At 72.2% G+C, this 25,700-nt stretch carries 24 protein-coding genes and 1 pseudogene; 2 read left to right on the top strand and 23 right to left on the bottom strand.

Translation table 11 applies throughout. The features are described from left to right. Nucleotides 1-139 precede the first annotated feature (139 nt). On the bottom strand, nt 140-979 hold the full coding sequence (gene tsf / locus ACIQVZ_RS29655; protein ID WP_063347667.1) for a translation elongation factor Ts: 840 nt from the start codon (nt 977-979) through the stop codon (nt 140-142). Between the two features lie 129 nt (nt 980-1,108). Further along, nucleotides 1,109-1,996 carry a 30S ribosomal protein S2 gene (gene rpsB, locus ACIQVZ_RS29650; protein ID WP_402454086.1) on the bottom strand — a complete coding sequence of 296 codons (888 nt, stop codon included), beginning with the start codon at nt 1,994-1,996 and terminating at the stop codon, nt 1,109-1,111. A gap of 937 nt (nt 1,997-2,933) precedes the next feature. Between rpsB and ACIQVZ_RS29645 the strand changes: the two genes are divergently transcribed. Further along, a complete protein-coding gene (locus ACIQVZ_RS29645) occupies nt 2,934-3,281 on the top strand; it encodes a M23 family metallopeptidase (RefSeq protein WP_350882886.1) in 348 nt (115 codons plus the stop codon). Nucleotides 3,282-3,330: 49 nt separating this feature from the next. On the opposite strand, the gene ACIQVZ_RS29640 is transcribed toward ACIQVZ_RS29645, so the two are convergent. The 18 genes and pseudogenes from ACIQVZ_RS29640 to proS all read right to left on the bottom strand — a co-directional run bounded on the left by ACIQVZ_RS29640 (nt 3,331) and on the right by proS (nt 20,090). Continuing rightward, a complete protein-coding gene (locus ACIQVZ_RS29640) occupies nt 3,331-3,915 on the bottom strand; it encodes a helix-turn-helix domain-containing protein (RefSeq protein ID WP_350882976.1) in 585 nt (194 codons plus the stop codon). Between the two features lie 180 nt (nt 3,916-4,095). Continuing rightward, nucleotides 4,096-5,079: an RNA polymerase sigma factor WhiG gene (gene whiG / locus ACIQVZ_RS29635; protein ID WP_402454083.1), complete on the bottom strand. Its 984-nt coding sequence runs from the start codon at nt 5,077-5,079 to the stop codon at nt 4,096-4,098. Nucleotides 5,080-5,384: 305 nt separating this feature from the next. Further along, nucleotides 5,385-6,551: a DNA-processing protein DprA gene (gene dprA / locus ACIQVZ_RS29630; RefSeq protein ID WP_402454081.1), complete on the bottom strand. Its 1,167-nt coding sequence runs from the start codon at nt 6,549-6,551 to the stop codon at nt 5,385-5,387. A 293-nt stretch (nt 6,552-6,844) separates the two neighbouring features. Further along, nucleotides 6,845-8,443: pseudogene (locus ACIQVZ_RS29625) on the bottom strand (YifB family Mg chelatase-like AAA ATPase); the annotation flags it as partial. Between the two features lies 1 nt (nt 8,444). After that, on the bottom strand, nt 8,445-9,011 hold the full coding sequence (locus ACIQVZ_RS29620; RefSeq protein WP_402454079.1) for a YraN family protein: 567 nt from the start codon (nt 9,009-9,011) through the stop codon (nt 8,445-8,447). Nucleotides 9,012-9,179: 168 nt separating this feature from the next. Further along, a complete protein-coding gene (locus tag ACIQVZ_RS29615) occupies nt 9,180-9,506 on the bottom strand; it encodes a DUF2469 domain-containing protein (RefSeq protein ID WP_030056781.1) in 327 nt (108 codons plus the stop codon). Between the two features lie 55 nt (nt 9,507-9,561). Further along, nucleotides 9,562-10,032 carry an NUDIX hydrolase gene (locus tag ACIQVZ_RS29610; RefSeq protein ID WP_402454078.1) on the bottom strand — a complete coding sequence of 157 codons (471 nt, stop codon included), beginning with the start codon at nt 10,030-10,032 and terminating at the stop codon, nt 9,562-9,564. A 112-nt stretch (nt 10,033-10,144) separates the two neighbouring features. Beyond that, nucleotides 10,145-10,900: a signal peptidase I gene (gene lepB / locus ACIQVZ_RS29605; protein WP_402454076.1), complete on the bottom strand. Its 756-nt coding sequence runs from the start codon at nt 10,898-10,900 to the stop codon at nt 10,145-10,147. A gap of 145 nt (nt 10,901-11,045) precedes the next feature. Beyond that, a complete protein-coding gene (gene lepB, locus ACIQVZ_RS29600; RefSeq protein WP_402454074.1) occupies nt 11,046-12,071 on the bottom strand; it encodes a signal peptidase I in 1,026 nt (341 codons plus the stop codon). 240 nt (nt 12,072-12,311) lie between these two features. Next, entirely contained in the window at nt 12,312-13,169 is an 858-nt protein-coding gene (gene lepB / locus ACIQVZ_RS29595) for a signal peptidase I (protein ID WP_402454072.1), read from the bottom strand. Between the two features lie 166 nt (nt 13,170-13,335). Beyond that, complete coding sequence (gene lepB / locus ACIQVZ_RS29590; protein WP_402454070.1) at nt 13,336-13,989, bottom strand: signal peptidase I; 654 nt, start codon at nt 13,987-13,989, stop codon at nt 13,336-13,338. Between the two features lie 386 nt (nt 13,990-14,375). Further along, the gene (gene rplS / locus ACIQVZ_RS29585) at nt 14,376-14,726 is read right to left on the bottom strand and encodes a 50S ribosomal protein L19 (RefSeq protein ID WP_063347674.1); all 351 of its coding nucleotides are present in this window, start codon (nt 14,724-14,726) and stop codon (nt 14,376-14,378) included. 154 nt (nt 14,727-14,880) lie between these two features. Beyond that, entirely contained in the window at nt 14,881-15,699 is an 819-nt protein-coding gene (gene trmD / locus ACIQVZ_RS29580) for a tRNA (guanosine(37)-N1)-methyltransferase TrmD (protein ID WP_350882980.1), read from the bottom strand. A gap of 35 nt (nt 15,700-15,734) precedes the next feature. Beyond that, nucleotides 15,735-16,385 carry a ribosome maturation factor RimM gene (rimM, locus tag ACIQVZ_RS29575; RefSeq protein WP_402454069.1) on the bottom strand — a complete coding sequence of 217 codons (651 nt, stop codon included), beginning with the start codon at nt 16,383-16,385 and terminating at the stop codon, nt 15,735-15,737. 130 nt (nt 16,386-16,515) lie between these two features. Then, the gene (locus tag ACIQVZ_RS29570; protein WP_030056773.1) at nt 16,516-16,755 is read right to left on the bottom strand and encodes an RNA-binding protein; all 240 of its coding nucleotides are present in this window, start codon (nt 16,753-16,755) and stop codon (nt 16,516-16,518) included. A gap of 2 nt (nt 16,756-16,757) precedes the next feature. Beyond that, a complete protein-coding gene (rpsP, locus tag ACIQVZ_RS29565; RefSeq protein ID WP_063347676.1) occupies nt 16,758-17,186 on the bottom strand; it encodes a 30S ribosomal protein S16 in 429 nt (142 codons plus the stop codon). A 515-nt stretch (nt 17,187-17,701) separates the two neighbouring features. Next, nucleotides 17,702-18,280, bottom strand: a complete 579-nt coding sequence (locus tag ACIQVZ_RS29560; protein ID WP_063347677.1) for a hypothetical protein — start codon at nt 18,278-18,280, stop codon at nt 17,702-17,704. A gap of 397 nt (nt 18,281-18,677) precedes the next feature. Beyond that, the gene (gene proS / locus ACIQVZ_RS29555) at nt 18,678-20,090 is read right to left on the bottom strand and encodes a proline--tRNA ligase (RefSeq protein ID WP_063347678.1); all 1,413 of its coding nucleotides are present in this window, start codon (nt 20,088-20,090) and stop codon (nt 18,678-18,680) included. A gap of 274 nt (nt 20,091-20,364) precedes the next feature. Between proS and ACIQVZ_RS29550 the strand changes: the two genes are divergently transcribed. Further along, a complete protein-coding gene (locus ACIQVZ_RS29550; RefSeq protein ID WP_402454066.1) occupies nt 20,365-21,189 on the top strand; it encodes a class I SAM-dependent methyltransferase in 825 nt (274 codons plus the stop codon). Nucleotides 21,190-21,345: 156 nt separating this feature from the next. On the opposite strand, the gene ftsH is transcribed toward ACIQVZ_RS29550, so the two are convergent. From ftsH to ffh, 3 genes are all read right to left on the bottom strand, one after another. Further along, nucleotides 21,346-23,325, bottom strand: a complete 1,980-nt coding sequence (gene ftsH, locus ACIQVZ_RS29545; protein ID WP_402454064.1) for an ATP-dependent zinc metalloprotease FtsH — start codon at nt 23,323-23,325, stop codon at nt 21,346-21,348. A 172-nt stretch (nt 23,326-23,497) separates the two neighbouring features. Continuing rightward, nucleotides 23,498-24,040, bottom strand: a complete 543-nt coding sequence (locus ACIQVZ_RS29540; RefSeq protein WP_350882907.1) for a GNAT family protein — start codon at nt 24,038-24,040, stop codon at nt 23,498-23,500. Between the two features lie 59 nt (nt 24,041-24,099). Continuing rightward, entirely contained in the window at nt 24,100-25,665 is a 1,566-nt protein-coding gene (gene ffh / locus ACIQVZ_RS29535) for a signal recognition particle protein (protein WP_350882982.1), read from the bottom strand. Nucleotides 25,666-25,700 lie beyond the last annotated feature (35 nt).

Here is a 25,700-nt window from a genome sequence, read left to right as displayed (position 1 = left end):
CCTCGTCGTTCATGGTGCCGACGCGGCCCGCCCGTGGACGGTTGGCACTGGGTGAGCCCGTTCGGCGTTCCGCCCGCCCCGGTCAACGGGCGGGGGCGGTTCCCAGCGTAAGGGTGCCGGGAACCAGGTGGAACGTGGCTCAGGCGCCGACGCGGAAGCGGGCGAAGCGCTTGAGGGCGACGCCGTTCTCCTCGAGGACCTTGGCGACGGTCTTCTTGTTGTCCTTCGCGAAGGCCTGCTCCAGGACGGAGTTCTCCTTGACGAAGCCGGTGACGCGACCCTCGACGATCTTCGGCAGGGCGGCCTCGGGCTTGCCCTCCTCGCGCGCGGTGGCCTCGGCGACGCGACGCTCGTTCTCGAGGTCCTCGGCCGGGATCTCCTCGCGGGACAGGAACTTCGGCGCGAACGCGGCGATGTGCTGCGCGACGTCCTTCGCGACCTCGGCGTTCTCCTTGTCCAGCTCGACCAGGACGCCGACGGCCGGCGGCAGGTCGGGGCTGGTCTTGTGCAGGTAGACCGCGACGAAGCCGTCACCGTCGAACTGGGCGAAGCGACGGAAGACGATCTTCTCGCCCAGGGTCGCATTGGCCTCGTCGACGAACTGCTGGACGGTCTTGCCGGCCTCGATCTCGGACGCCAGGGCGGCGTCCAGGTCGGCCGGGGCGGTCTTGGCCACGTGAGCGGCGATCGCGTCGGCGACCTTGACGAAGTTGTCACCCTTGGCGACGAAGTCGGTCTCGCAGTTCAGCTCGACCAGAACGCCGGACTTCTTGTCCTCGGCGATCAGCGCGGCGACGGCGCCGTTGGAGGCGTCACGGCCCTCGCGCTTGGCAACGCCCTTCTGGCCCTTGATGCGCAGGAGCTCGACGGCCTTCTCGACGTTGCCCTCAGCCTCGTCCAGAGCCTTCTTGCAGTCCATCATGCCGGCGCCGGTGAGCTCACGGAGCTTCTTGACGTCCGCGGCGGTGAAGTTCGCCATGGTGTGAATCTCTTCTCGCGTCTCGCGTGTCTGCGTGGGGAGACGCCGGGACCGATGATTCGGTCCCGGCGCGGGAGAGAGGGGCACCTACCGGTGTCGTACCGGCGGGTGCCCCTCACCCTTGGTACGTCAGGCCTGCTCGGCCGGCGCCTCGGCGGCGGGGGCCTCGACGGCCGGAGCCTCGGCGGCGGGGGCCTCAGCGGCCGGAGCCTCGGCGGCGGCGGGGGCCTCCTCGGCCTTCTTCTCGCCCTCGATGAGGTCCTTCTCCCAGTCGGCCAGCGGCTGGTCGGCGCCCGGCTCGGCCTTGACGTCGCCCTTGGCGACACCGGCGCGGGCCTTCAGACCCTCGGCCACGGCGTCGGCGATCACGCGGGTCAGCAGGGTGACGGAGCGGATCGCGTCGTCGTTGCCCGGGATCTTGTAGTCGACCTCGTCGGGGTCACAGTTGGTGTCGAGGATGGCGACGACCGGGATGTTGAGCTTCCGGGCCTCGCCGACCGCGATGTGCTCCTTCTTGGTGTCCACGATCCACACGGCGCTGGGAACGCGCTGCATGTCACGGATACCGCCGAGGGTCTTCTCCAGCTTGTCGTGCTCGCGCTGGAGGACCAGGAGCTCCTTCTTGGTGAGGCCGGAACCGGCCACGTCCGAGAAGTCCAGCTCGCCGAGCTCCTTCAGGCGCTGCAGGCGCTTGTAGACGGTCGAGAAGTTGGTCAGCATGCCGCCGAGCCAGCGCTGGTTCACGTAGGGCATGCCCACGCGGGTGGCCTGCTCGGCGATGGCCTCCTGGGCCTGCTTCTTCGTGCCGACGAAGAGGACGCTGCCGCCGTGGGCAACGGTCTCCTTGATGAACTCGAAGGCGCGGTCGATGTAGTTCAGCGACTGCAGGAGGTCGATGATGTAGATGCCGTTGCGCTCCGTGATGATGAAGCGCTTCATCTTCGGGTTCCAACGGCGGGTCTGGTGACCGAAGTGGACGCCGCTCTCCAGCAGCTCCCGCATCGTGACGACGGCCATAGCCGTGCTCCTCAGGTGTTACGGCCCGGCGGTCGCGCAACGGACGGCGGGTTCGCGCGGTGGCGCTCCCCGCTCGCGCGGTGCGTCCGGCCGGGTCAGGCTCGGTTTGTCCGTGGCAGCCAGGTGACAGCCACGCCTGACGCCCCGAACGTGCCGAGCCGCTTGAACCCGCACGGTCCGGGGACCAGGCGGGCTCGGCGGACCGAGCGGCACTCGCACCTGGCGGGGGCAGCGGCCGGGCCGCGTCCGTCCACCGGTGGCGGGGCGTGCGAAGTCGACCCGGCGGACCGGGTCGCGTGTGAAGTGTACGGGAAGCGCTGCGGGGCGGGCGACTCCGTGACCGGCGGAGGCCCTGGGCGGGCGGATCCGCGCTGGCGGGAGCTGGGCCGAGACGGGCCGGAGACGGACCGGAGGAGAGGACCGGAGGAGGACCGGAAGCGGGCCGGCCGGGCCCCGGGAGCGCTGCTGCCGCGGTGCTTGTACACCGGATGGCGGCATCCGTACACCCGCTGGAGGGATGGGATCAGGACACGAGGGCGGTTTGTCCACAGGAGTCCGGAAGTGGGTGGCACCGGGGCGGCGGCGCAGCAAGCCTCGGGGCATGACTGCTCATGCTGGGTGCCCGATTCCGTCCGCCGTCGGTCCGGACCGCTTGGGGCCGGACCGGTTGGGGCCGCGCTCGTTTGGTGTGCTGCGGGGGCTCGTCGCCGTGCTGGCGGCACTGGTGCTGTTGGTCTCGGGCGGCGCGGCGCGGGGCGCCGCTCTCAGCGGCGGTGCCGGCCCAGGTCCGGACGGGGGTACCGGAGGTACTGGCCGAGGCGGCGAGCCCGGCCGGATCGGTTCGGGCAGTGCGCGGGCCTGGCCGGTGGGCGGGCCCGGCGGGGTGCTCGGGCGGTTCGAACCACCGGCCACGCCATGGGCCGCCGGACACCGGGGAGTGGACCTCGCCGCCGCGCCCGGGGCGGAGGTACGGGCGGCTGCCGCCGGGGTGGTCACGTTCTCCGGGCTGGTGGCGGGGCGCCCGGTGGTGACCGTCACCCACCCCGGCTCGGGGTCGCCCCCCTTGCGGACCACCTACCTGCCCGTCGCCGGCACCGCCCCGGTCGGCACCGAGGTACCCGCCGGACAGGTGATCGGGCGGCTCGTCCCCGACGGACGGCACTGTCCAGCGCGGGACTGCCTGCACTGGGGGCTGCTGCGCGGCGGACGCTACCTCGACCCGCTGGCCCTGTTCGGCGCGGGAGCGGCGCGGCTGCTGCCGCTGGGCGGCGCCGGACGCACCTGACGAATCAGCTGAACCGGATGGACCGGACGGGACCGGGCCGGATGGCGGCTCAGGCCCGGTCGAGGCCGTGCAGGGCCATGGCCACGGCGGCGTCCGCGATCAGCTCGGGGCGCTCGGCCGCACACCCGGCGCGGTCCCCCGCCGCCACTTGCTCAGCCCGGCGCACGGCCGCCTCCACGACCCCTTGGAGCAGCGCCGCAGCGAGCCGGGGCTGCGCGTGACCGAGATCCTCCAGGGCCCGGACGACCAGACCGACCAACTTGCCGTGCGCCGCCCGGATGCGCTCGCGCGCGGCCTCGTCGAGTTCGAGCGCGGAGATCGCCACCACCGCCCGGTGGCGCGGGTCCGCGGCCAACGCCAGCTGGCCGCGGACATAGGCCTCGATCCGGTCGGCCGCGCTGTCGCAGCTCTCCATCCCGGCCTCGATCTCGGCAGCCCAGAGCGGGAAGTCCACCTCGCAGAGCGCCTCGACCACGGCGGCCCGGGAGCGGAAGTACTCGTAGACCGAGGAGCGCGCCAGGGAAGTGCGCGCAGCGAGCGCGGGGAAGGTCAGCGCCTCCATACCGCCCTCCGTGAGCAGGGTGCGGGCAGCGTCAAGGAGGGCTGCACGCTGCAGCTGGCGATGCTCGGCCACCGTGGCCGCTCGGATCTTCGGCACGCTCCCACTGTACGGAGCCCTACCTGCGGCCGGTACGGCGCCGCGCATCTGGGCGGGGAGCGAGGGCGCGCGGGCGCGCGGCGAGGCGTGCGAGTGGGCGCGCAACCCGGAGGTCCGGCCCGGAGGTCGGCCGGGCCGGGACGACCCCGGCCCTCGCTACCGGATGTCCGACAGCTTGGCGCGCAGCTGGAGGACGGACTTGGTGTGGATCTGGCTCACCCGGCTCTCCGTCACCCCCAGCACCTGGCCGATCTCGGCGAGGGTGAGGCCCTCGTAGTAGTAGAGCGTCACCACGGTCTTCTCCCGCTCGGGGAGGGTGTTGACCGCCTGGGCCAGCAGCCTGCGCAGCTCGCGGTCCTCGGCCACCTCGACCGGGTTGTCGGCGCCGTGGTCCACCAGGGTGTCCATCAGGCTCAGCCGGTCGCCGCCCTCCCCCACCGGGTGCAGCAGTTCGTCCAGGGCCACCACGTTGGCCAGCGACAGCTGGCTGAAGATCGCGTGCAGATCCTCGATCGCGATGCCCATCTCGGCAGCGACCTCGGGCTCGTGCGGCGTACGGCGCAGCCGGGCCTCCAGCGTCGCGTACGTCCGCTCGACGGCCTTCGCCTTCTGCCGCACCGAACGCGGGATCCAGTCCAGGGCACGCAGTTCGTCGATGATCGCGCCGCGGATCCGGCTGATCGCGTAGGTCTCGAACTTGATGGCGCGGTCGACGTCGAACTTCTCGATCGCGTCGATCAGCCCGAAGACCCCCGAGGAGACGAAGTCGGCCTGCTCGACGTTGGAGGGCAGGCCGACCCCGACCCGGCCCGCCACGTACTTGACGAGCGGTGAGTAGTGCAGGATCAGCTGCTCGCGCAGCCGCTGGTCGCCGGTCTCCTTGTAGGAGCGCCAGAGCTCTTCGAGCGCGGTGCGCCCCGGGGCTCCGGGGCCCTGACCGCCCGGCCCCTGCTCCGGGCCTGGCGGAGGAGTGCCGTCCGGTGGCAGGGCGCCGGCAGCGATCGGGCGGGCTGAGCCGTCGCCGGTGGTGGTGGCGGCGGCGACCGCGTCGACGGGCTGGCCCGGCACCGCCGTCGGCCGACCGCCCTGGCGCGACAGGCCTCCCATCGTCCCCGTCGCCTTGGGCGGGAACTCGGTCACGGGGCGCCGCTCGGTCCGCGGCACTCCCGAGGACCGGGCGCCACCGGTCACTCTGTGTCCGGGAATGTGTGTGGGCATGCGTTGGTCTGCGCCGTTCTGCCGAGTCATGTGCTGATAGGGAAGGCATGTGGAGCGTAGCGTGACCGACTCGCTGCAATGCGCTACCGCCACTCGGTCGTCCCCCGATCCGGTGGCGTTCGCGCCACCGGATCCGGGCACGCGAACGGACGAACCGGATCAGCAGGTCAGCCGGGCGATTCCGACACTCCATCCCCACGACACGGATGTGCGCTTCGTTCCGACCGTCACCTCCTCCGCACCAGGCGCCAGTGCGCGCCGTGCCGCTCGACGTAACCGAGCGAGCCCAACTCGTAGAGCCGCTGCAGCACTTCGTCCGGCGGGAGTCCGGACTGCCGGGCCAACCGCTCGATCGGCGCACCCTCCGCCGTCGCCGGGACGGCCTCCAGCACCCGGGCCACCGCCGGCTCCAGCAGATCCCTGGGCAGGACCGGTCCGCTCCGCTGCGGCGCCAGGTCGTCCCCGATCGCTCCGATCAGTTCGGCGATCTCGGCGGAGTCGGTGACCAGCGTGGCGCCGCCGCTGCGGATCAGGGCGTGCACCCCGGCCGAGAGTTCCGAGGTCACCGGGCCGGCGACGCCCATGGTGTGGCGGTTGAGGTCCCGCGCCCGTCTGGCCGTGCTCAGCGCACCGCTGCGCATCGCCGCCTCGACCACCACCGTGCCCCGGGTGAGCGCCGCGATGACCCGGTTGCGGAGCACGAAGCGGAAGCGGTTCGGGTGCTCCCCGGGCGGGAGTTCACTGACCAGCAGCCCCTGGGCGCCGATCCGCCGGATCAGTTCGGCGTTCCCCTTCGGGTAGGCCACGTCGACCCCGCAGGCGAGCACCGCGATGGTCATCCCGCCGACGGAGAGCGCCCCTCGGTGGGCGGCCGCGTCGATCCCGTAGGCGGCTCCGGACACCACGACCCAACCTCGCTCGGCCAGTTGGGCCGACAGCTCCCCCGCGACGTGGGCGCCGTAGGCCGTGCAGGCCCGGGAACCGACCATCGCCACCGAGCGGAGCGCGAGCAGCCGCAGCGAACCCGTGCCGGTCGTCCAGAGCCCGATCGGGCGCCCGTCACCCAGATCGTCCAGTTGGCTGGGCCATTCCGTGTCCCCCGGAATGATGAAGCGTCCACCGATGGCTCGTACCCGTTCCAGGTCCTCGGCCGGGTCCAGACCGGGGAGTCTCGCCTGGTAGCCGGCCAGCCGGGGCCCGTCCAGCCCGGGGTGCGCGGGCACCGTCCCGTCACGGATCGCCTGGACGACGTCGGCTGCGGAGAGCTGACCGAGCCACCGGCCGACCACCGCGTCCCCGGGCTCGCTCAGTCGGCTGAGCACGGCGCGGGCGAGGCGCTCCGGATCGGGACCGGACCCGGACTCCGCCCGGCCGGGAGGCTGAAGCTGCGTCATCATCGGCTTCATGCCTCACCGCCCTCGTTCGCCAGGTGCTGGTCGTGTCTCCCGGGGCGCTTGGCGGAGCCGGACCGGGTGGATCTGCCAGGGGCATCGGTGCGGTCCGGTTGACCAGGACTCTCCGGACGAGGACTCTCCGGACCAGGACTCTCCAGGGCAGGACTCTCCGGGTCGGGGCAGTCGGGACGGTCGGGCTTCTCGAACCGGCCCGACCAGCTCTGCCCTTCGGGCGGTTCGTCGACCGGCCGGCTGCGCTGGGCCGGGATGCCACCGAGTCGGCCGTAGACCCGCGCGGCCAGCGGCAGCCCCTGTTCGACGCCGGTGCGCAGGACCAGTGCGGTGCGGACGTCCTGCTGGTCCGGCCGGTCGCGACCGGCGAGGTCGGCGACCGTCCAGGCGACTCGGAGCACCCGGTCCAGGCCGCGGGCGGTCAGCAGCCCTCGCTCCAACTGGCGGGCGGCATCGTTCAGTGCTCCGGGGGCAAGCTGCCAGCGGGTCCGCAGTTCGTGGCCCGGGACTTCCGCGTTGGTCCGCCACGGGGTGGCCGCCAGCCGGGCCGCCGCCCGTTCCCGCGCGGCCAGCACCCGGGCCGCGACGGTCTCGGTGTTCTCCGCCGTGGCGTCCCGTTCCATGAGTTCGATCCTCGTCACCGGGGCGACCTGGACCTGGAGGTCGACCCGGTCCAGCAGCGGCCCGGAAAGCCGCCCCTGGTAGCGGCTGACCATCGCAGGAGTGCACTCGCACCCCTCGCCCCGCCGTGAATGCCGGCCGCACGGGCAGGGGTTGGCGGCCAGGCAGAGCAGGAACCTGGCCGGGAGCCGGAGTGAGCCGGCCGAGCGGGCGATCACCACCTCGCCCGACTCCAGCGGCTGGCGCAGTGAGTCGAGCACCCGGACCGGAAACTCCGGCGCCTCGTCCAGGAACAGCACGCCACGGTGGGCCAGCGAGACCGCCCCCGGTCTCGGCAGGCCGCTGCCGCCGCCGACGATCGCCGGCATCGTCGTGGAGTGGTGCGGGGCGCAGTACGGCGCAGTGCCGATGAGCGGGCGCCCGGCCGGGAGCAGCCCGGCCACCGAGTGCACGGCGGTGACCTCCAGAGCCTCCTTCTGGGTCAGTGGCGGGAGCAGCGAGGGCAGCCGCTCCGCCAGCATCGTCTTGCCCGCGCCCGGCGGGCCCTTGAGGTACAGGTGGTGACCGCCGGCGGCGGCGATCTCCAGGGCGCGCCGGGCCTCGTACTGTCCGGCCACGTCGGCCAGGTCGAGGCGCGCCGACTTGTCGTCGGCCAGTCCCCGGACGCCGGCGCTGGGCAGCATCAGGCCGGCCATCAGCGGATCCGGCCGGCCGCCGATCGGGTCGGGCGGCTCCTCCGGCGCGGGCGCGCCGGTCAGGACGGCGATCAGCTGCCGCAGGCTGCGGACGCCGATCACGGTCACGCCCGGGACGAGCGAGGCCTCGGGCGCGGTCTGCTCCGCGACCACGACCCGCTGGTATCCCGCGTCGGCCGCAGCCAGCACCGACGGCAGCACCCCTCGGACGGGCCGCACCCGGCCGTCCAGCCCGAGTTCGCCGATGATCAGCAGCTCGGCGATGGAGGAGGGGTCGAGCCGCTCGGCCGCGGCCAGGACGGCGCAGGCCACCGCGAGGTCGAAGCCACTGCCGCTCTTGGGCACCGAGGCCGGACTGAGCCCGACGGTCAGCTTGCGCTGCGGCCAGGCCTCACCACTGTTGACCACGGCCGCGCGCACCCGGTCGCGGGCCTCGGACAGCGCCTTGTCGGGCAGGCCGACCAGGGTGAACGCGGCCACCCCGGGCTCCAGATCGGCCTGGACCTCGACGATCACTCCGTCGACGCCGACCAGCGCGACGGAACAGGTACGGGCGAAGGCCATCTCAGACCACCCCCCGCAGGTGGTCGACCAGGGCCGCACCCCGGGCCCGGTTGACCACGGCCACCAGGTCGATCCGCACGCCCCCGGGCGGAGCGGGTGGCCAGTGCGGGTCCGTGGGCCCGGGGTCGTACCCGGGACCGGCCAGCCGTGCGAAGTGGCCCGGCCAGCGTTCGGCCATCCAGCGCTCCGCCAGGCGTTGCAACCGGGCGGCCTTGGCCTGGCCGATGGCCTCGCTGGGTTGTTGGAAGCCCCGCTCCGAGCGGGTCTTCACCTCGCAGACCGCCACGGTGTCGCCATCGAGGGCGACGATGTCCAACTCACCCTCGACGCAGCGCCAGTTCCGGTCCAGGATGCGGAGCCCGGCCTCCGCAAGACGGCGGGCGGCGACCCGCTCGCCGTAGCGGCCGAGCCCGTTGTTGGTACTGCGGCCACCGGCACTGCGGCTCGGGACCGGCGCGGTGCCGTCCCTCTTGCCCTCCCGCACGGCTGCGGCCGCTGCGGCCTCTCCGGCCTGCTCCAGTACGGCCGCGCCCGGTACGGCCTGGTCCTGCGTGATCGTGTTCTGCACGGTGACCACCTCCGCCGTGGAGGTTGCACCGTCGCGCACGGCGGGGCCGGGAATTTCCGCTTCCCTGTGGATAACTCGGGCCTGTGGATAACTTTTGTCACCCGCAGGGGTGAGACGCCCCGATCGCGCGAAATTCAGCTGGACAACGCCGGTCCGAGCAGTCCAACGTCAGTTCCCGAAGCCGGACTCGTCCGAGGGCAGCTCCAGATCGCTCTTCGCGAGTTCCTCGATGTTCACGTCCTTGAAGGTCAGCACCCGGACCTTGCGGACGAACCGGGCCGGCCGGTACATGTCCCAGACCCACGCATCCGCCATCGACACCTCGAAGAAGACCTCGCCCTGCACCGAGTGCACCTGCAACTCGTAGTCATTGGTGAGGTAGAACCGTCGCTCGGTCTCGATCACGTACTTGAACAGGCCGACGACGTCCCGGTACTCCCGGTAGAGCTTGAGCTCCATCTCGGTCTCGTACTTCTCGAGATCTTCGGCACTCATCCAGGCGTCCCCTCAACTTGTCACGTCCACCCATTGTGGACCACCGCACCCACGCTCAGAGCCGCACCGGAGCGACCGGCGGGCCCTCGGCCAGCAGCCGCTCCAGGAAGTCCGCCAATCCGACCGGGTAGACCGTCTCGGCGGTCCCCCTCAGCTCCTCGACCGTCCACCAGCGCGCCGCGAGCAGTTGGGCGTGTTCCTCGCCCATCCCCGAGTGGTCGAGACCCGTCTCCGTGGTCCGGGCCAGATGGAACCACTGATCCTGCTCGTAACGCCGCCCCTGAAAGGAGAACGACACCGTGCCGTACGCCACCAAGGGCCCCAGGTCCGCACCCCGCAGGCCGGTCTCCTCCACGAGTTCCCGCGCGGCGGCCTCCCGCACGTCCTCCCCGGGCTCCAAGCCGCCGCCGGGCGTGAACCACCACGCCTCCCCCGGCGTCGCCGGGTCGGAGCCCAGGAAGAGAAGGATGCGGTCCTGCCCGTCCAGCAGCAGGATCCGTGCCGCCCTGCGCCGTTGTGCCGTCATGGCAGCGCTCCACACTCCTTCCGTTCGTGTCGGTGGCGCTACCGATCCTGCCACCCGGCGCCGCTGTCCGGGGCGATGTTCGGCAGAGCGGCCCGGGCCGCGACGACCGCGATCAGGAGCTGCGCCCCCGGCTGAGCCGGCGGGTCAGGCCCGCCACCCCGCCCACCGCCGAAGTCACGAGGATCAGCGCCGCGCCCGCAACGGTCGCGAAGGCCGCCGGTTGCAGCGGCCCGGGCGCACCGGCCTTCGGTCCGGGAAGCCCGTCGAAGGCCGCGGTCCGACCGAGGTCGCCCATCCGGCCGAACGGCATCAGGGTGGCCTCGACCCTGGCCTCCACCGCGCCGGCCGGGACGGTCCCGCCGTCGACCTCCAGGTGGGTGCGGGAGTCGAGCGAGCCCAGCCGGTTGTCGCCGAGCAGGAACAGCCGCCCCGGCGGCACCGTGACGCTGAACGAGGGGCCCTGCGGGCCCTGCGCCGCGAGGTACGGCTCCTCCACCGCCTGTCCGTCGACCGTCAGCCGGTGGTCGTTGCCCGTGGCCGCGACGGTGTCCCCGCCGACCGCGACCACGCGCTTGACCATGAGCTCGCCACCCCAGGCCTGGTCCCGGAAGACCACCACGTCCCCCCGGCCGACGGCCCCGCCGCCGATCTTCCGGGCGAGCACGGTGTCCCCGATCCGAAGCGTGGGGGACATCGAGGCGGTCGGGATGCTGTACGGCCGGTAGTCGATCGCGATCAAGGCGAAACCGCCGATCATCAGCACCAGCCCGAGCGCGATCGCGACGCCCTGCAGCACCGCCGCTGGCCGACGGCCCGTACGGGCGGGCGACGCCGGGTGGTCGGCCGTCTGCTCAACGACACCGCTCATCGAATCCGTCCACCTCTGGCCGACCGGAGAACACCACTGGCACGCCGGGGGCACCGGCGGAAAAGCCGACGGGCCGTGGCACGTCCGAGCAGATTACTCGTCAGTACCACGGCCCGCGCAAGGGCTGGGGAGAACCCGGTGGAGCTCAGGAGTCCTTCCGGCCGCCCCTCCGCTCCCGCACCCGACGCACCAGCGGAAGCAGCGCGACCGCGCCCACCGCGCCGGCCACGGGAGGCGCCAGCGGCGCGGCCGCCGCCAGACCCTTCTGGTCGAAGGTGTTCGGCACCGAGAGCGTCGACCAGTGGCCGACCGGCCAGGCCACGACGAAGGCCCGCCCGATCACGTTGCCCACCGGAACGGTGCCGCCACCCGGCTGGTCCATGTGGAAGCGGGAGTCCAGCGAGTCGGCGCGGTGGTCGCCCATCACCCAGATCCGGCCGTTGGGCACCTTCACCGGGTCGAACGGGTGGTCACCGCAGGGGGTGTTGCCCTGGTAGACGTACGGCTCGTTGAGCGCGACGCCGTTGACCTTCACCGGCCCGGTGCCCTCGCACTCGACGGTGTCCCCGCCGACCGCGATGACCCGCTTGATCAGGTCCTTCTCGTTGGCCGACGGCATCAGGCCGACGAAGCTGAGCACGTCCTGGACGCCCCGGACGAAGGAGTTGCTGCTCTGCGGGGTCGGCTCGTCGTTCAGCCAGCCGCCCGGGTCGTGGAACACCACGACCTCACCGCGCTCGGGCTCCGCTCCGAACCAGGGGGTCAACTTGTCCACCAGGACACGGTCACCGACCTGCAACGTGTTCTGCATCGACTCCGACGGAATGGAGAAGGCCTGGACGAAGAAGGTCTTGATCACCAGAGCCAGGACCAGCGCGATGCCGACCAGGATCGGCAGTTCCTTCCAGAAGGAACGCTGCTTGCGCTGCTTGCGCTGCTTGCCGGCGGCCTGCGACTCCGGCTGGTCCGCCGACTCGGCGTCGGGCCGGTGGGACTCCGAGGAACCCCCGGTGGGGCCCTCAGTCCCGTCGCCATGCTCGTCGGCGGTCTGGGCCGCCGCGTCCTCGACCGAGGCCGAGGGCGCACCGGACTCGGCGGACCGGGCCGCTCGACCGCCAGAGCCCTCGGGCTCGCCGGCACCTGAGCGGGCGCCGATCACCACATCCCCCACAACGTCTCCTCCCTGCTGTGCGGACGCCCGCGCGCCCGCGCTCACAGTGCCGCACAGCGGGCACCACGCTCACCACGACCATGGACGCTTCGGGACTGCCCATCACGGGCTCCCCTGACACCAGCACAGCCTCGACGCACAACCGGGACCTCCCGGCCGCACCTGCACTTCTCTATCACTCCAAGGCATCCGGCTCGCGGTCCCACGCGCGCGGCCCGGCCGCGAGACGACCGGCCCGGCTCACTCGGGCGGCCGCCCCGGCCGGCGAACGACGGCCGGAAGGATGCCCAACACACCCATAACGAGCGGAGGTTCCATCGGAACCGGCCCAACGCCCACGGATTCCGGCGCAGTTCCGCGCGCCTGCGGAGCCCGCGCCAACGAGGAGAGTGAACTCGGCACGTCAAGTTGATGGAGGCGGTCCAGCGGCCAGGCGTTCATGAAGGCCCGGCCGACCACACCGCTCAACGGGATGGTCCCCTGACCCGGGTTTCCCATGTGGAAGCGGGAGTCGGCGGACACGTCCCGGTGGTCGCCCATGACCCAGAGCCGGCCCTGCGGCACCCGCACCTTGAAGGGCTGCCGGGACGGCGGGTTGGCGGGCGCGAGGTACGACTCGTCCACCGGCGTGCCATTGACGCTCAACCGCCCCTGCGCGTCGCAGCACTCCACGGTGTCCCCGCCGACGCCGATGACCCGTTTGATCAAGTCCTGCTCGCTGTCCGACGGCAGCAGCCCGACGAAGGTGAGGACCTGCTTGGCCGCCCCCAGCACCGGACCGTCGTCGGACGGCTTGTGGTCGCTCTCCAGCCAACCGCCCGGATCCTTGAACACCACCACGTCGCCGCGCTGCGGCTCGCTGCCGAACCAGGGGGTCAGCTTGTCCACCAGCACCCGGTCCCCCACCTGGATGGTCTGCTCCATCGAGCCGGAGGGGATCACGAACACCTGGAGCAGGAAGGTCTTCATCACCAGCGCGACCAGCAACGCCACCACGATGATCAGCGGGAACTCCCGCAGCAGCGACCGCTTGCGCCGCCGGGCCGCGCGTCGGGCGCTGCGGCGGCGATCGGCCCGGCCCCGGACCGGCAGCACCACGGCTGGGCCCGCACCCCCGGGGGAGGCGTCTCCCGGTCCGGCATCGTCAGACCCGGCACTCGCGAAGTCGGCATCCGCAGGTCCGGCACCTGCGGATCCGGCGCCGACCGGTCCGCCGGTGCCCGGTTCCGGAGCCGGGCAGTCCACCAGCCGGCCCCTGCCCCTGTTACCCCTGCTCCCCATGACCGCCTGTCCCCGCAGTCGCGGCGAAAGCCGCGGGCCGGTCCAGGCCGGTCAAGCGCGAGAACGGGTAGACCACCCAGTCCGCCCGGCCGATCACCCTGCTCTCGGGCACGAAGCCGCCGCCGGGCTCGCCGAGGTGGTCGCGGGAGTCACGGGAGGCGCTGCGGTGGTCCCCCATCACCCAGAGCTTGCCGGTCGGCACCACCACGTCGAAGGCCACGCTCGACGGCTGGTCCCCCGGGGCCAGGTAGGAGGACTCGTCGATCGGCACCCCGTTGACGGTGATCGGCCCGCCCGGGCCGGTGCTGGTCACCCGGTCCCCGCCGACGCCGATCACCCTTTTGACGTAGACCGTGTTCCCGGCCGGGGCCAGCCCGAGGTCCCGGCCGAGCGAGCTCAGCCCGTCCCAGAAGCCCGTCGGCCCGCCCGACCCCGGCAGGAAGGAGCCCGTCCCGTCGAAGACCACGACGTCGCCCCGCTGAGGGTGGCCCCCGAAAGCGTAGGCGAGCTGGTTCGCGATCAGCCGGTCGCCCGGACGCAGGGTCTCCTCCATCGACCCGGACGGCACCGAGAACGGGCGCGCGACGAAGGCGTTCACCAGCAGCAGGGCCAGCAGGCAGATCCCCACAAGCAGCAACAGGTCCCGCGAGCGCGAGTGGCCCGGCTCCTCGTCCCCCGGCGCGCTCTCACCTTCCGGTGCGCACTCGCCCTCCGATGCGCACTCACCTTCCGGTGCGCGCTCGCCCTCCGAGGCGTTCTCACCCTCTGGTGCGTCCTCACCCTCCAGCGCACCCCCGGCGTCCGCCCGCGGGTCCCCACCGGGGCCGGATCGCTCCCCATCGGCCCCCGGGACGGCCCCGGAAACGACCGCGGACCGCGACAGCGAGTCCGCACCGGTGGGTGCGGGACTGCCGTCGCGGTCCGCGGGTGGTTCGTGCGTGCTCATCGGGGGGTGAGCTTACCGTGCGGTGGCCCGGCCCCTCGGAGCGATCCGATCCCCCGGCGAGGCCGGAGGACGGTGGATCAGCGGTCGCGCTTCTCCTTGATCTTCGCGGCCTTGCCGCGGAGGTCACGCAGGTAGTACAGCTTGGCGCGGCGAACCGCACCGCGGGTCACGACCTCGATCTTCTCGACGACCGGGGTGTGCACCGGGAAGGTGCGCTCCACGCCGACGTTGAAGCTGACCTTGCGAACGGTGAAGGTCTCACCGACGCCTGCGCCGTGGCGGCGGATGACGACGCCCTGGAAGACCTGGACACGGGAGCGGTTGCCCTCGATGACCCGGACGTGGACCTTCAGGGTGTCACCGGCGCGGAAGGCCGGGATGTCGCTACGCAGCGAAGCCGCGTCGACAGCAGCGAGCTTGTTGCTCATGTTGCTCTCCATCGCAGGCGCCACGGGCCGCCCACGGAAGTTCGTCACAATGGGGTTTGCTGCGGGCCGCATCGGCTGACGACGATCCCCCCGTGGCGAGGGCGCCGGTCCACGTGGCCCCTACGAAGGGGGCCCAGCAACAGACAGCAGCGGCCTATTCTTCCACACCGACAGCCGCGGACCGAAATCGGCCGAGCTCCTCGTCCCAGGCCAGGCCGAGGACGCTGAGCGCCTCCCGGTCCTTCTTGTCGAAGGCGCCGTAGCGCCAGCGCTCGACCAGGTCGGTGCGGTTCGCCAGAGTCCGGGCGAAGGCCTGTTCCCGCCGCCAGCGGGCGATCCGGCCGTGGTTTCCGCTGAGCAGCACGTCCGGCACGGTCCGGCCGCGCCACTCGGCGGGCTTGGTGTAGACCGGGCCCTCCAGCAGGTCGGCCATCGCACCGGGCGCGAAGGAGTCGTCCCGGTGGGACTCGGCGTTGCCGAGCACCCCGGGCAGCAGCCGGGCGATCGCCTCGACCATCACCAGCACGGCGACCTCGCCGCCGGCCAGCACGTAGTCGCCGATCGAGGCCTCGACCACCGGCATCCGGGTGGCCGCCTCCTCGATGACCCGCCGGTCGATGCCCTCGTACCGGGCGGGGGTGAACGCCAGCCAGGGGCGGCTCGCCAGCTCCTGGGCGAGTTCCTGCGTGAACGGCCGCCCACTGGGGGTGGGCACGACGAGCGTCGGCAGCTGGCCCTCGGGCCCGCCGGCGACCACCGCGTCCAGCGCCTCGCCCCACGGCTCGGGCTTCATCACCATGCCGGGGCCGCCGCCGTACGGGCTGTCGTCCACGGTGCGGTGCACGTCGTGGGTCCACTCGCGCAGGTCGTGGACGTGCACGTCCAGCTGGCCGCGGGAGCGGGCCTTGCCGACCAGCGAGATGTTCAGCGGTTCCAGGTACTCGGGGAAGATCGAGACGACGTCGATCCGCATCCCGTCCTGGACCTGCGCGACGCCCTCCTCCACCGTCACTCCGACCCCTCCGCGCCCTTGGCACCGGCCGCGCCCTCGGCGCCGTCGACACCCTCGGAGTCCTCAGCACCTTCGGTGCCCTCAGCGTCCTCGGCGTCCTCGCCCTCGGCGGAAGCGCCACGGGCGACCTCGGCCTGCTCGGGTTCGATCAGGCCGACCGGCGGGGTGATCACGGCACGCTGGTTCTCCAGGTCGATGGTCGGCACGATCTGGCGGACGAAGGGCACCAGCACCTCCGTCCCGTCGGCCTTCTCCACCGTGAGCAGGTCCTGGTACGGCAGGTGGACGACCTCGGTCAGCTCGCCGACGAGGGTTCCGTCGAGCAGCACCACGTCCAGGCCGATCAGCTGGTGGTCGTAGTACTCCTCCGGGTCCTCGGGGCTCTCCTCCGGGTCGACCTCGGAGATGAGCAGTGTGCCCCGCAGCGCCTCCGCCGCGTTGCGGTCCTTGACACCGACGAAGCGCAGCAGCAGCCGGCCGCTGTGCACCTTGCCGGACTCGATGGTCAGCGGGCCCGCCGACGCGGGGTCGGTGAACAGGACGGCACCGGGGCCGAGCCGGAGCTCCGGCTCGTCGGTGCGGACCTCGACGCTGACGTCCCCCCTGATGCCGTGGGCGCGGCCGATCTTGCCGACGACGAGCTGCACGGTGATCGTTCTCCTGGAGTTCCTGAAGCGGGACGGAATGCGGGAAGTGCGAGAAACGCGAGAAGGCCGACCGGGACGACATGCGTCCCGGTCGGCCTCACAAGCCCTGACGGCTGAACGAGCAGCTGCGTCAGCGAATGTTGTCCACGTCGACCAGGTCGACCCGGACGTTGCGACCGCCGAGGGCGCCGACCACGGTGCGCAGTGCGCGCGCCGTGCGGCCACCCCGGCCGATCACCTTGCCGAGGTCATCGGGGTGCACTCGCACCTCGATGGTGTTGCCCCGACGCAGGTTGCGCGAGCGCACCTGCACCTCGTCGGGGTGCTCGACGATGCCCTTCACCAAGTGGTCGAGGGCGTCCTCGATCACGCTCAGGCCTCGGCGGCGGCGTCGGCCTCAGCCTCGACCTTGTCCGACTTCTTGGCCTTCGGGGTGATGGCAACACCGGTGGTGGCGTCCTCGAAGCCGGCGACGGCCTTCGCGAACAGGTGCGAGAAGTCCTCGACCTTGGGCTCGGCGACCAGCAGCGGCGCCGGGGCCGGGAGGCCCTTGAACTTCTGCCAGTCGCCGGTCAGCTTGAGGATGGCGAGCACCGGCTCGGTCGGCTGGGCGCCGACGGACAGCCAGTACTGGGCGCGGTCGGTGTCGACCTCGATCTTCGAGGGGTTGTAGGTCGGCTGGTAGATGCCGATCTCCTCGATCGCGCGGCCGTCACGCTTGGTGCGCGAGTCGGCGACGACGATGCGGTAGTGCGGGGAGCGAATCTTGCCGAGACGCTTGAGCTTGATCTTGACTGCCACGGGAGTGGATTCTCCTGGTGTTGACGTGGGTGAGCGGCCGCGCCGTCGCGTGGGGTTGCGCCGTGGGCCGTTCAAGGGACACGCCAGCCGTAGGAGAGAGGGGTCCTGCTCGGCTGCCGAGTACTCAGCTGTCCATTCTGCCATACCGGCGCGAACCGCCTTCGCTCGGCCATCCGCAGGAGGCATCCCGGCCGCATCCCGGCTGCATCCCGGGCTCGCGTCCAGCCGCTCCCCGGCCTCGCACCCAGCCGTACCCAGCCGCACCCAGGCCGCACGTCCGACCGTCCGCGGACCGCGCACGAGACCCTCCGGAGGCCGCCCCCCGACCGCCTCCGCAGGCCCGTTCACAAGGCGCGACCGGGAGCCCTCGCTCCCGGTCCGCCCACAAACTCACCGATGTACCGCTCGCTCCGGCCGGATCCGCTGCCCGCACAGCCGTCCGCCGGCCTTCCCCGTCTTCTGGTGTTCCGGTCTGACGATCTCCCGGTCCTCCGGTGTCCCGGCGGACCGATCGGTCACGAGATCTTGAACGGCTGCTGGCACGCGCCGCAGACGATGGACGCCTGGGCGAGCACCGACGGCACGACCCGGACGTTCCGTCCGCAGCCGCACACCGCCTTGACCCGGACGCCGCCCCCGGAGGAGCCGTGCCGGGCAGCCGGGCCGCGGAAGGCCCGCGTCGTACCGTCGCCGGCCACCGCCTCCTGGTGCGCACCGAGGGCGCGGTCCAGTCGCTCGATGGTCTCCGCGTAGCGCTCCTGGGTCTCCTTGAGCATGGTCACCTGGGAGAAGCCGCTGCTCGCGTGCGGTTCGACCGGGTGCGCCAGGCCGAGCTCGGAGGCGAGCAGCAGGAAGCGCCGGTTGTGGTAGCGGCCGGCTCGCGAGGTGTCCCGGATGTCCCGGGCCGCGGCCAGACCGTGGGCAGCCTCGTGGAGGAGCCGCTCGAAACCGAGCCGGGTGCCACAGGCCGAGGAGGATTCGCCGATCAGGGCCTCGGGCGAGGCCAGGTCGGGGAGGTCCTGGTGGTGGGCCTGGATGTCACTCCAGGCGGCGGCCAGTTCGGCCGCGAGGACGAGGGGCTGTGTCGTGCTCACGCTAGACCAACGATGGAGTGCGAGCCGATGTTCCGCATGTTCTCGTTCTTCGGGAATTCCCAGGAAACTCCCAGGAATGCATGGTCGCGCGCGAATTGCGCGTTCCGGATCTGACGCAAGACCAACCCCCTGCCGGTTTCGGCTCGCCGCAGCTCGGCGGGCCTCGTGAATTCCGTCCGGGGGCGGGCTGTCGCCCCTGGACGTACGGCCCGTGGACCCGTCGAGTTGACAGGGCCACGGGCCGTACACCGTACCGCTATTGCGTTAATACCGGCAGTTGACCGGCCAGTAGGGATGTCCGCGGTCGGGACACCCCACGGACGGTTACCGGATTCTTACTCATCCGCATTCCGGGCAAATGTCGCCGACAACGGTCATTACCTGCTGGTAACAGGCATCAGTACGCGCGGGCCACGATCGCGATATTGCCGTCCTGGTCGTCCGCCAGCGGCACCGAGCCGTCGGCCGCGACAATGCAGCGCACCGAAACGCCCTGCTCGGCCAGCTTGGCCTCGCCCTCCGGGCCGAGGTCGGCCCAGGAGATCCGGCCCCAGCCGGTCGCGGCGGCCTCGGCGGCCTCCTCGATGGTCTTGACGTCGACGGTGCGGGCCTCGCGGCGCTCGCGGGACTGGCGCAGCAGCAGCGCCTGGTCCTCCTCCAGGATGCCCGGGACCAGCGCGGCCAGGGAGTCGATGGAGACGGGCTCCTTGCCGCCGGGGATCCGGCGGGCCAGCATCGCGGTGCCGTTCTCGAGGTCGCGCGGGCCGACCTCGATGCGCAGCGGCACGCCCTTGAGCTCCCAGTCCACCGCGCGGCGGCCGAACGGGGTGTCGGTGCGGTCGTCGACGACCACCCGGACACCGGCGGCCTCCAGCGTGGCGCCGATTTCGCGCACCTTGGCGATGACCGCGTCGTCGCCCTTGATGGCGAGCACGACGGCCTGGACGGCGGCCAGACGCGGGGGCACCCGCAGGCCGTTGTCGTCGCCGTGGGACATGATCAGGCCGCCGACCATGCGGGTCGAGACGCCCCACGAGGTCTGCCAGACGTGCTCGCGCTCGGCGCCCTGGAGCTGGTAGGTCGTGTTGAACGCCTTGGCGAAGTTCTGGCCCAGCTCGTGGCTGGTGCCCATCTGCAGCGCCTTGCCGTCGCCCATCATGCCCTCGAGGGTGAGGGTGTTGATGGCACCGGCGAACCGCTCCTTGGCGGTCTTGCGGCCGAGCACGACGTCGATGCCGAGCACGTTCGTCATGAAGTCGCCGTAGACCTGGGTGTGGATCATCGACGCGTACGCGCGGGCGTCCTCGTAGGTGGCGTGGGCGGTGTGGCCCTCCTGCCAGAGGAACTCGGTGGTGCGCAGGAAGACGCGCGGGCGCAGCTCCCAACGGACCACGTTGGCCCACTGGTTGATCAGCAGGGGCAGGTCGCGGTGGCTCTGCACCCACTTCGAGAAGTACTCGTTGATGATCGTCTCGGAGGTGGGCCGGACGACGACCGGCTCGTCGAGCTGCTTGCCGCCGCCGTGGGTGACCACCGCGAGCTCGGGGGCGAAGCCCTCGACGTGCTCGGCCTCCCTGGTCAGGTAGGACTGCGGGATGAACATCGGGAAGTAGGCGTTCTGCGCGCCGGCCTTCTTGATCCGCGCGTCCATCTCCTGCTGCATCCGCTCCCACAGGCCGTAGCCGTACGGTCGGATGACCATGGTGCCGCGCACCGGACCGTTGTCGGCCAGCTCGGCCTTGTTGATGAGGTCCTGGTACCAGCGCGGGAAGTCTTCCGCCTGAGGGGTGAGAACGGGTGCCTTAGCCATGGCCCGAATGGTACGGGGCGCGGCCCCCTGACTTCGAATCGATAACACGCCCGCGGCCGCCGGACGGACGACCGCCGCACCCGCCGCACGGACGACCGCGCACCCGCCGGCGGCAGGGGGCGGCCCCCGCCGACCGCAGGGGGCGCACGACCGCGACACGCGCGCACCACCCTGCACCCCTCTGGACGCCGGGCCCGACCCGCTGTTCGCTGGAGTGGGGCGGGACTTTGGGGGAGCCGTAGCAGCACACCGAAGGACCGGATGGGAGGCCGCGATGGCTTCAGCTCGGACGACCGGCACGACCGTACGACCGACAGGCGCACGACCGCACCACCCACAGCCCGGGGCTGCGCGGCCCGCGCGGGCGCGCGACTGGGCGGAGATCCAGGAGCGCATGCTCGTGCCGCTCTACGAGGCGGTCCACGACCGGCTGGAGGTCGGCCCGGCGACCAGCGTGCTGGGCCTGGGCTGCCGGTCCGGACTGGCGCTGCTGCTCGCCGCCGGGCGCGGTGCCCAGGTCACCGGCCAGGAGCCGCGGGACGAGCTGCGCGAGCTGGCCCACGGCCGCCGGCTGCGGGTGTGCGCGGGGGCCCGGCCGACCGCCGCCGTCCCCCGCTCGGCCCATTCGCTGGTGACGGTGTTCGAGCAGTTGCCCGGTTGCGCCGAGCCGGGTGCGGTGGTCGTCGAGGCCGCCCGGCTGACCTTCCCGGGCGGGCACGTGGTGCTGGCCGCCTGGGGCCCTCCGGAGCGCTGCCAGAGCGCCCCGGTGCTGGACGTGGCGCGTCGGCGGGCGGGCCGGACCACCGCGCGCGACCCGTTCGAGCTGAGCACGCCCGGCACGCTGGAGGACCTGCTCGCCCCGGCCGGCCTGCGCCCGGCCGGCAGCGGGCGGGTGAGCTGCCCGTTCGCCTACGCGGACCTGGACAGCGCGGTGCGCGGCCTGCTCTCCACCGGTCTGTTCGAGGCCGCCGAGGAGTTCTCCGGCGCGTCGCTGGTCGCCAAGGAACTGGAGGAGGCGCTGCAGCCGTACCTGTGCGCGGACGGCTCGGTCCGGATGGAGAACGTCTTCCGCTACCTGATCGCCGAACGCCCCCGGTAGCGGCTGGCGGCCGGCGGCCGGCGCGGCTGACCGACCCCGCTGGCGCCGGGAACGGGGCCCACGACGACACCCGGAACGGCCCCGGGCGGCAACAGATCCGACAGCGACGAAACCGGGGGCGCCCGCCAGCGCGGCGAGCGCCCCCGGCCCGTCGGTTCACGCCTGGTCGAGCGACTTCCCGTCGGAGTCGGAGTCGGAGCCGGAGTCGGAGTCGGAGTCGGAGTCGGAGCCCTTCCGCGGCACCCCGGCCGCCCGGTACGCCTGTTCCTCGTCCAGCGTCTCCGCCTCCAGCAGCGCCGCCGCCAGCGCGTCCAGCCGGGCCCGCTGCTCGGTCAGCAGCCGCACCGCGTCCTCATAGCACTCGGCGACGATCCGCCGGGCCTCCTCGTCCACCGCGTCGAGGGTGGTCGGCGCGGCGGAGAGCCCGTAGGCGCCCTGCGGGTCGGCGGGCACCGCGGTCAGCCGCCCGACCCTCTCGCTCATCCCCCACCGGCCGGCCATCCCGCGGGCGATGTTGGTGACCTGCTCCAGGTCGCTCTCCGCTCCGGTGGTGATCACCCCGTAGACCACCTGCTCGGCCGCCATCCCGCCGAGCGCGCCGATGATCCGGCCGCGCAGGTAGGGCTCGGTGTACGAGTAGCGGTCGTTCTCCGGAGTGGACAGGGTGACGCCGAGAGCCCGGCCGCGCGGCACGATGGTGATCTTGCGGACGGGGTCGGCGCCGGGCTGCAGCATGCCCAGCAGCGCGTGCCCGCTCTCGTGGTAGGCCGTGCGCTCGCGCTCCTCCTGCGGCATCACCAGCGGCCGGACGGCGCCGAGCTGGACCTTCTCCAGGGCATCCGAGAGGTCCCGCTCGTTCACCGCGTCCTGCTTGCGCTTGACGGCGAGCAGGGCGGCCTCGTTGACCAGGTTGGCGAGTTCGGCGCCGGTCATCCCGGGGGTGACCTTGGCCAGCCGGGTGAGGTCGGCGTCGCCGGCCAGCGGGACGGTCCGGGTGTGGATGCGCAGGATGGCGGCGCGACCGTCCCGGTCGGGCGGGCTGACGGTGATCCGCCGGTCGAACCGGCCGGGGCGCAGCAGCGCCGGGTCGAGCACGTCCGCGCGGTTGGTCGCGGCGATCACGATGACGCCCTCGGAGCCGGTGAAGCCGTCCATCTCGGTGAGGATCTGGTTGAGCGTCTGCTCGCGCTCGTCGTGCCCGCCCATGCCGCCGCCCGCGCCACGCTGGCGGCCGATGGTGTCGATCTCGTCGATGAAGATGATCGCCGGGGCGACCTTGCGGGCCTCGGCGAACAGTTCGCGGACCCGGCTGGCGCCGACGCCGACGATCATCTCGATGAACTCGGAGGCGGAGGCGGAGAAGAACGGCACGTCCGCCTCGCCGGCGACGGCCCGGGCGAGCAGGGTCTTGCCCGTCCCGGGCGGGCCGCTCAGCAGCACGCCGCGCGGCATCTTGGCGCCGAGCCTGCGGTACTGCTGCGGGTTCTTCAGGAAGTCGACCACCTCGGTGAGTTCGGCCTCGACCTCGTCGATGCCGGCCACGTCGGCGAAGGTGGTGCGCTTGCCCTGGTCGGCGGTGACCGGCTTGGGCGGGGCCTTGCGACCGAGCGCGCCGGCGCCCAGCCCGCCGGCCATCCGGCGGGCGAGCAGCACCCAGATCAGGATCAGCAGCACCATGGGGGCCAGCGAGATCAGCAGGTTGGCGAGGAAGCTGCGCTGCTGGACCACCGGGGAGGTGGCGGTGACCTCGACGCCCTGCTGCTGCAGCGTGGTCCACAGGTTGTCGTTGGCGAAGGACGGCCGCTGGGTGGCGAAGTCGGTGTAGTCGCCCTTGCCGCCGTCCGGTTTGGGCTGGGCGTTCTTGAGGGTGCCCTCGATCGCGTCGCCCTTGGAGTAGATCTTGGTGATGTTGCCCTTGTTCAGCTGGTTGTTGAACTCGGTGTAGGAGATCGTGGTGGCGCCGGCGTTGCCGAAGTAGGACAGCAGCAGGTCGGAGATCAGGAACACCACGAGCGCGGTGAGGGCGAGGCCCATCCAGCCGCCGGGCATCCGGCGGCGGGGCGGCGGCGGGGGCGGGGCGCCCTCGGACCGCCAGGGCTGGTCGGGGGTCTGGCGCGGCGGCACGGGTTCGGTCACCCATCGGACGATACGGACGCGGGCTCGGGCGAGCCACCCGAAACGCCGCGCCGAGCACGCCCCTGACCAGCCGCGACGGGCCCCGCCACTGCCTGAGCCCCGTCACCCCGTCAGCGGCCGTGCCGCCCGGAGCCCCGCCCGTGGCGCAGCGGCCTCGGCGCCCCGCCCGCGGCTACACCTCGGCGCCCGGCCACTCCTCGGCCGTCAGCGCGAACCGCTCGTGGTCCCGCCAGTCGCCCTGGAGGAACAGCATCCGGGGGGTGAAGCCCTCGTGCCGGAAGCCCAGCCGCTTGGCCATCGCGACCGACCGCTCGTTGTCCGGCTGCACGTTGATCTCCAGCCGGTGCAGGCCCAGCCCGCCGGCCGACTGCGGGGCGAAGCAGCGGTCCAGGACCAGCCGCAGCCCCTCCGTCATCCGCCCGGTGCCGGCGAACGGCAGGTACGCGTCGTAGCCCAGCGCGCCGTTGCAGAACCGGCCCATCACGATGTTGGCGACGTTCACCTTGCCGACCAGCCCGCCGGTGTCCCGGTCGACGATCAGGAAGGTGCGCAGGCCCGGCCCCTGGCGGTCCAGCAGTTCGGCCAGGCCGTCCGGCTCGACCGGGTTCCACCGCCCGATGTGGTCGGCGGACCGTCGGACCGCCTCGGCGTACACGTCCTTGTCCTCGGCCCGCGGGGCCCTGATCGTCACTCGCACACCACCATCATCGGGCATGCGAGCGGCCCGCCGCCCGGAAGATCCCGGACGGCGGGCCGCTCGAACCACGGACCGCTCTACAGCAGGTCCTTGAACTCCTTGGGCAGCTCGAAGTCGGCCGGGCCCTTGCCCGCGCCGAGGCCGAACGCGCCGCCGCCGGCCGGGTCCTGGTCGCCGCCCGGGCCGAGCGCGCGGCGCTGGGCGGCCGCGGCCTCCTCCTGCGCCCGCTTGAGCGGGTTGCCGCTCTTGCGCTTGCCCTTGGCCTGCGGGGCCTTCTTGCCGGACTTCTTGGCGCCGCCGCCCATGCCCGGGATCCCCGGCATGCCGGGCACGCCCTTGCCGGAGGCCATCGCGGACATCATCTTGCGGGCGTCGAAGAACCGCTCGACCAGGTTCTTCACCTCGCCGACCTGGACACCCGAGCCCTTGGCGATGCGGGCCCGGCGGGAGCCGTTGATCAGCTCCGGCTCGGCGCGCTCGGCCGGGGTCATCGACTTGATGATCGCGCCGACCCGGTTGACGTCCTTGTCGTCGATGTTGTTGATCTGGTCGCGGATCTGGCCCATCCCGGGCAGCATCCCCAGCAGCTTGGAGATCGAGCCCATCTTCTGGACCTGCTCCAGCTGCGACAGGAAGTCGTCCAGGGTGAACGCCTTCGGACCGCCGCGCAGCTTGGCGGCGATCTTCTCGGCCTCCTCCTGCGAGAAGGTCTGCTCGGCCTTCTCGATCAGCGAGAGGACGTCACCCATGCCGAGGATGCGCGAGGCCATCCGGTCGGGGTGGAAGGCGTCGAAGTCGTCGACCTTCTCGCCGTTGGAGGCGAACATGATCTGTCGGCCGGTGACGTGCGCGACCGACAGGGCGGCACCGCCGCGGGCGTCGCCGTCGAGCTTGGAGAGCACGACACCGGTGAAGTCGACGCCGTCGAGGAAGGCCTGCGCGGTGGTGACGGCGTCCTGGCCGATCATCGCGTCGACGACGAACAGGACCTCGTCCGGGTTGACCGCGGCGCGGATGTCCGCGGCCTGCTGCATCAGCTCGGCGTCGATGCCCAGGCGTCCGGCGGTGTCGACGACGACGACGTCGTACTGCTTCTGCTTGGCGTACTCGATCGAGTCCTTGGCCACCTGCACCGGGTCGCCGACGCCGTTGCCCGGCTGCGGGCCGTAGAAGGCCACGCCGGCGCGGTCGGCGACCACCTGGAGCTGGTTGACGGCGTTGGGCCGCTGGAGGTCGCAGGCGACCAGCAGCGGGGTGTGCTTCTGGCTCTTCAGCCAGTGGCCGAGCTTGCCCGCGAGGGTGGTCTTACCGGCACCCTGCAGACCGGCGAGCATGATCACCGTCGGGCCGTTCTTGGCGAACCGGACCCGGCGGGTCTCGCCACCGAGGATCGCGATGAGCTCCTCGTTGACGATCTTGATGATCTGCTGCGCGGGGTTGAGCGCGCCCGAGACCTCGGCGCCGGCCGCCCGCTCCTTGACCTGCTTGATGAAGGCCCGCACGACCGGCAGCGCGACGTCCGCCTCCAGCAGCGCGATGCGGATCTCGCGGGCGGTGGCGTCGATGTCCGCCTCGCTCAGGCGGCCCTTGCCCCGGAGGTTCTTGAACGTCGCTGCGAGGCGATCGGAAAGAGTGTCGAACACGTCGTCGCGGGTCCTCTGCGGCATCGGTATCGGTA

Source organism: Kitasatospora sp. NPDC098663 (assembly GCF_044760075.1).
Taxonomy (GTDB): Bacteria; Actinomycetota; Actinomycetes; order Streptomycetales; family Streptomycetaceae; genus Kitasatospora.
This window is presented reverse-complemented; position numbering and strand designations above follow the sequence as displayed.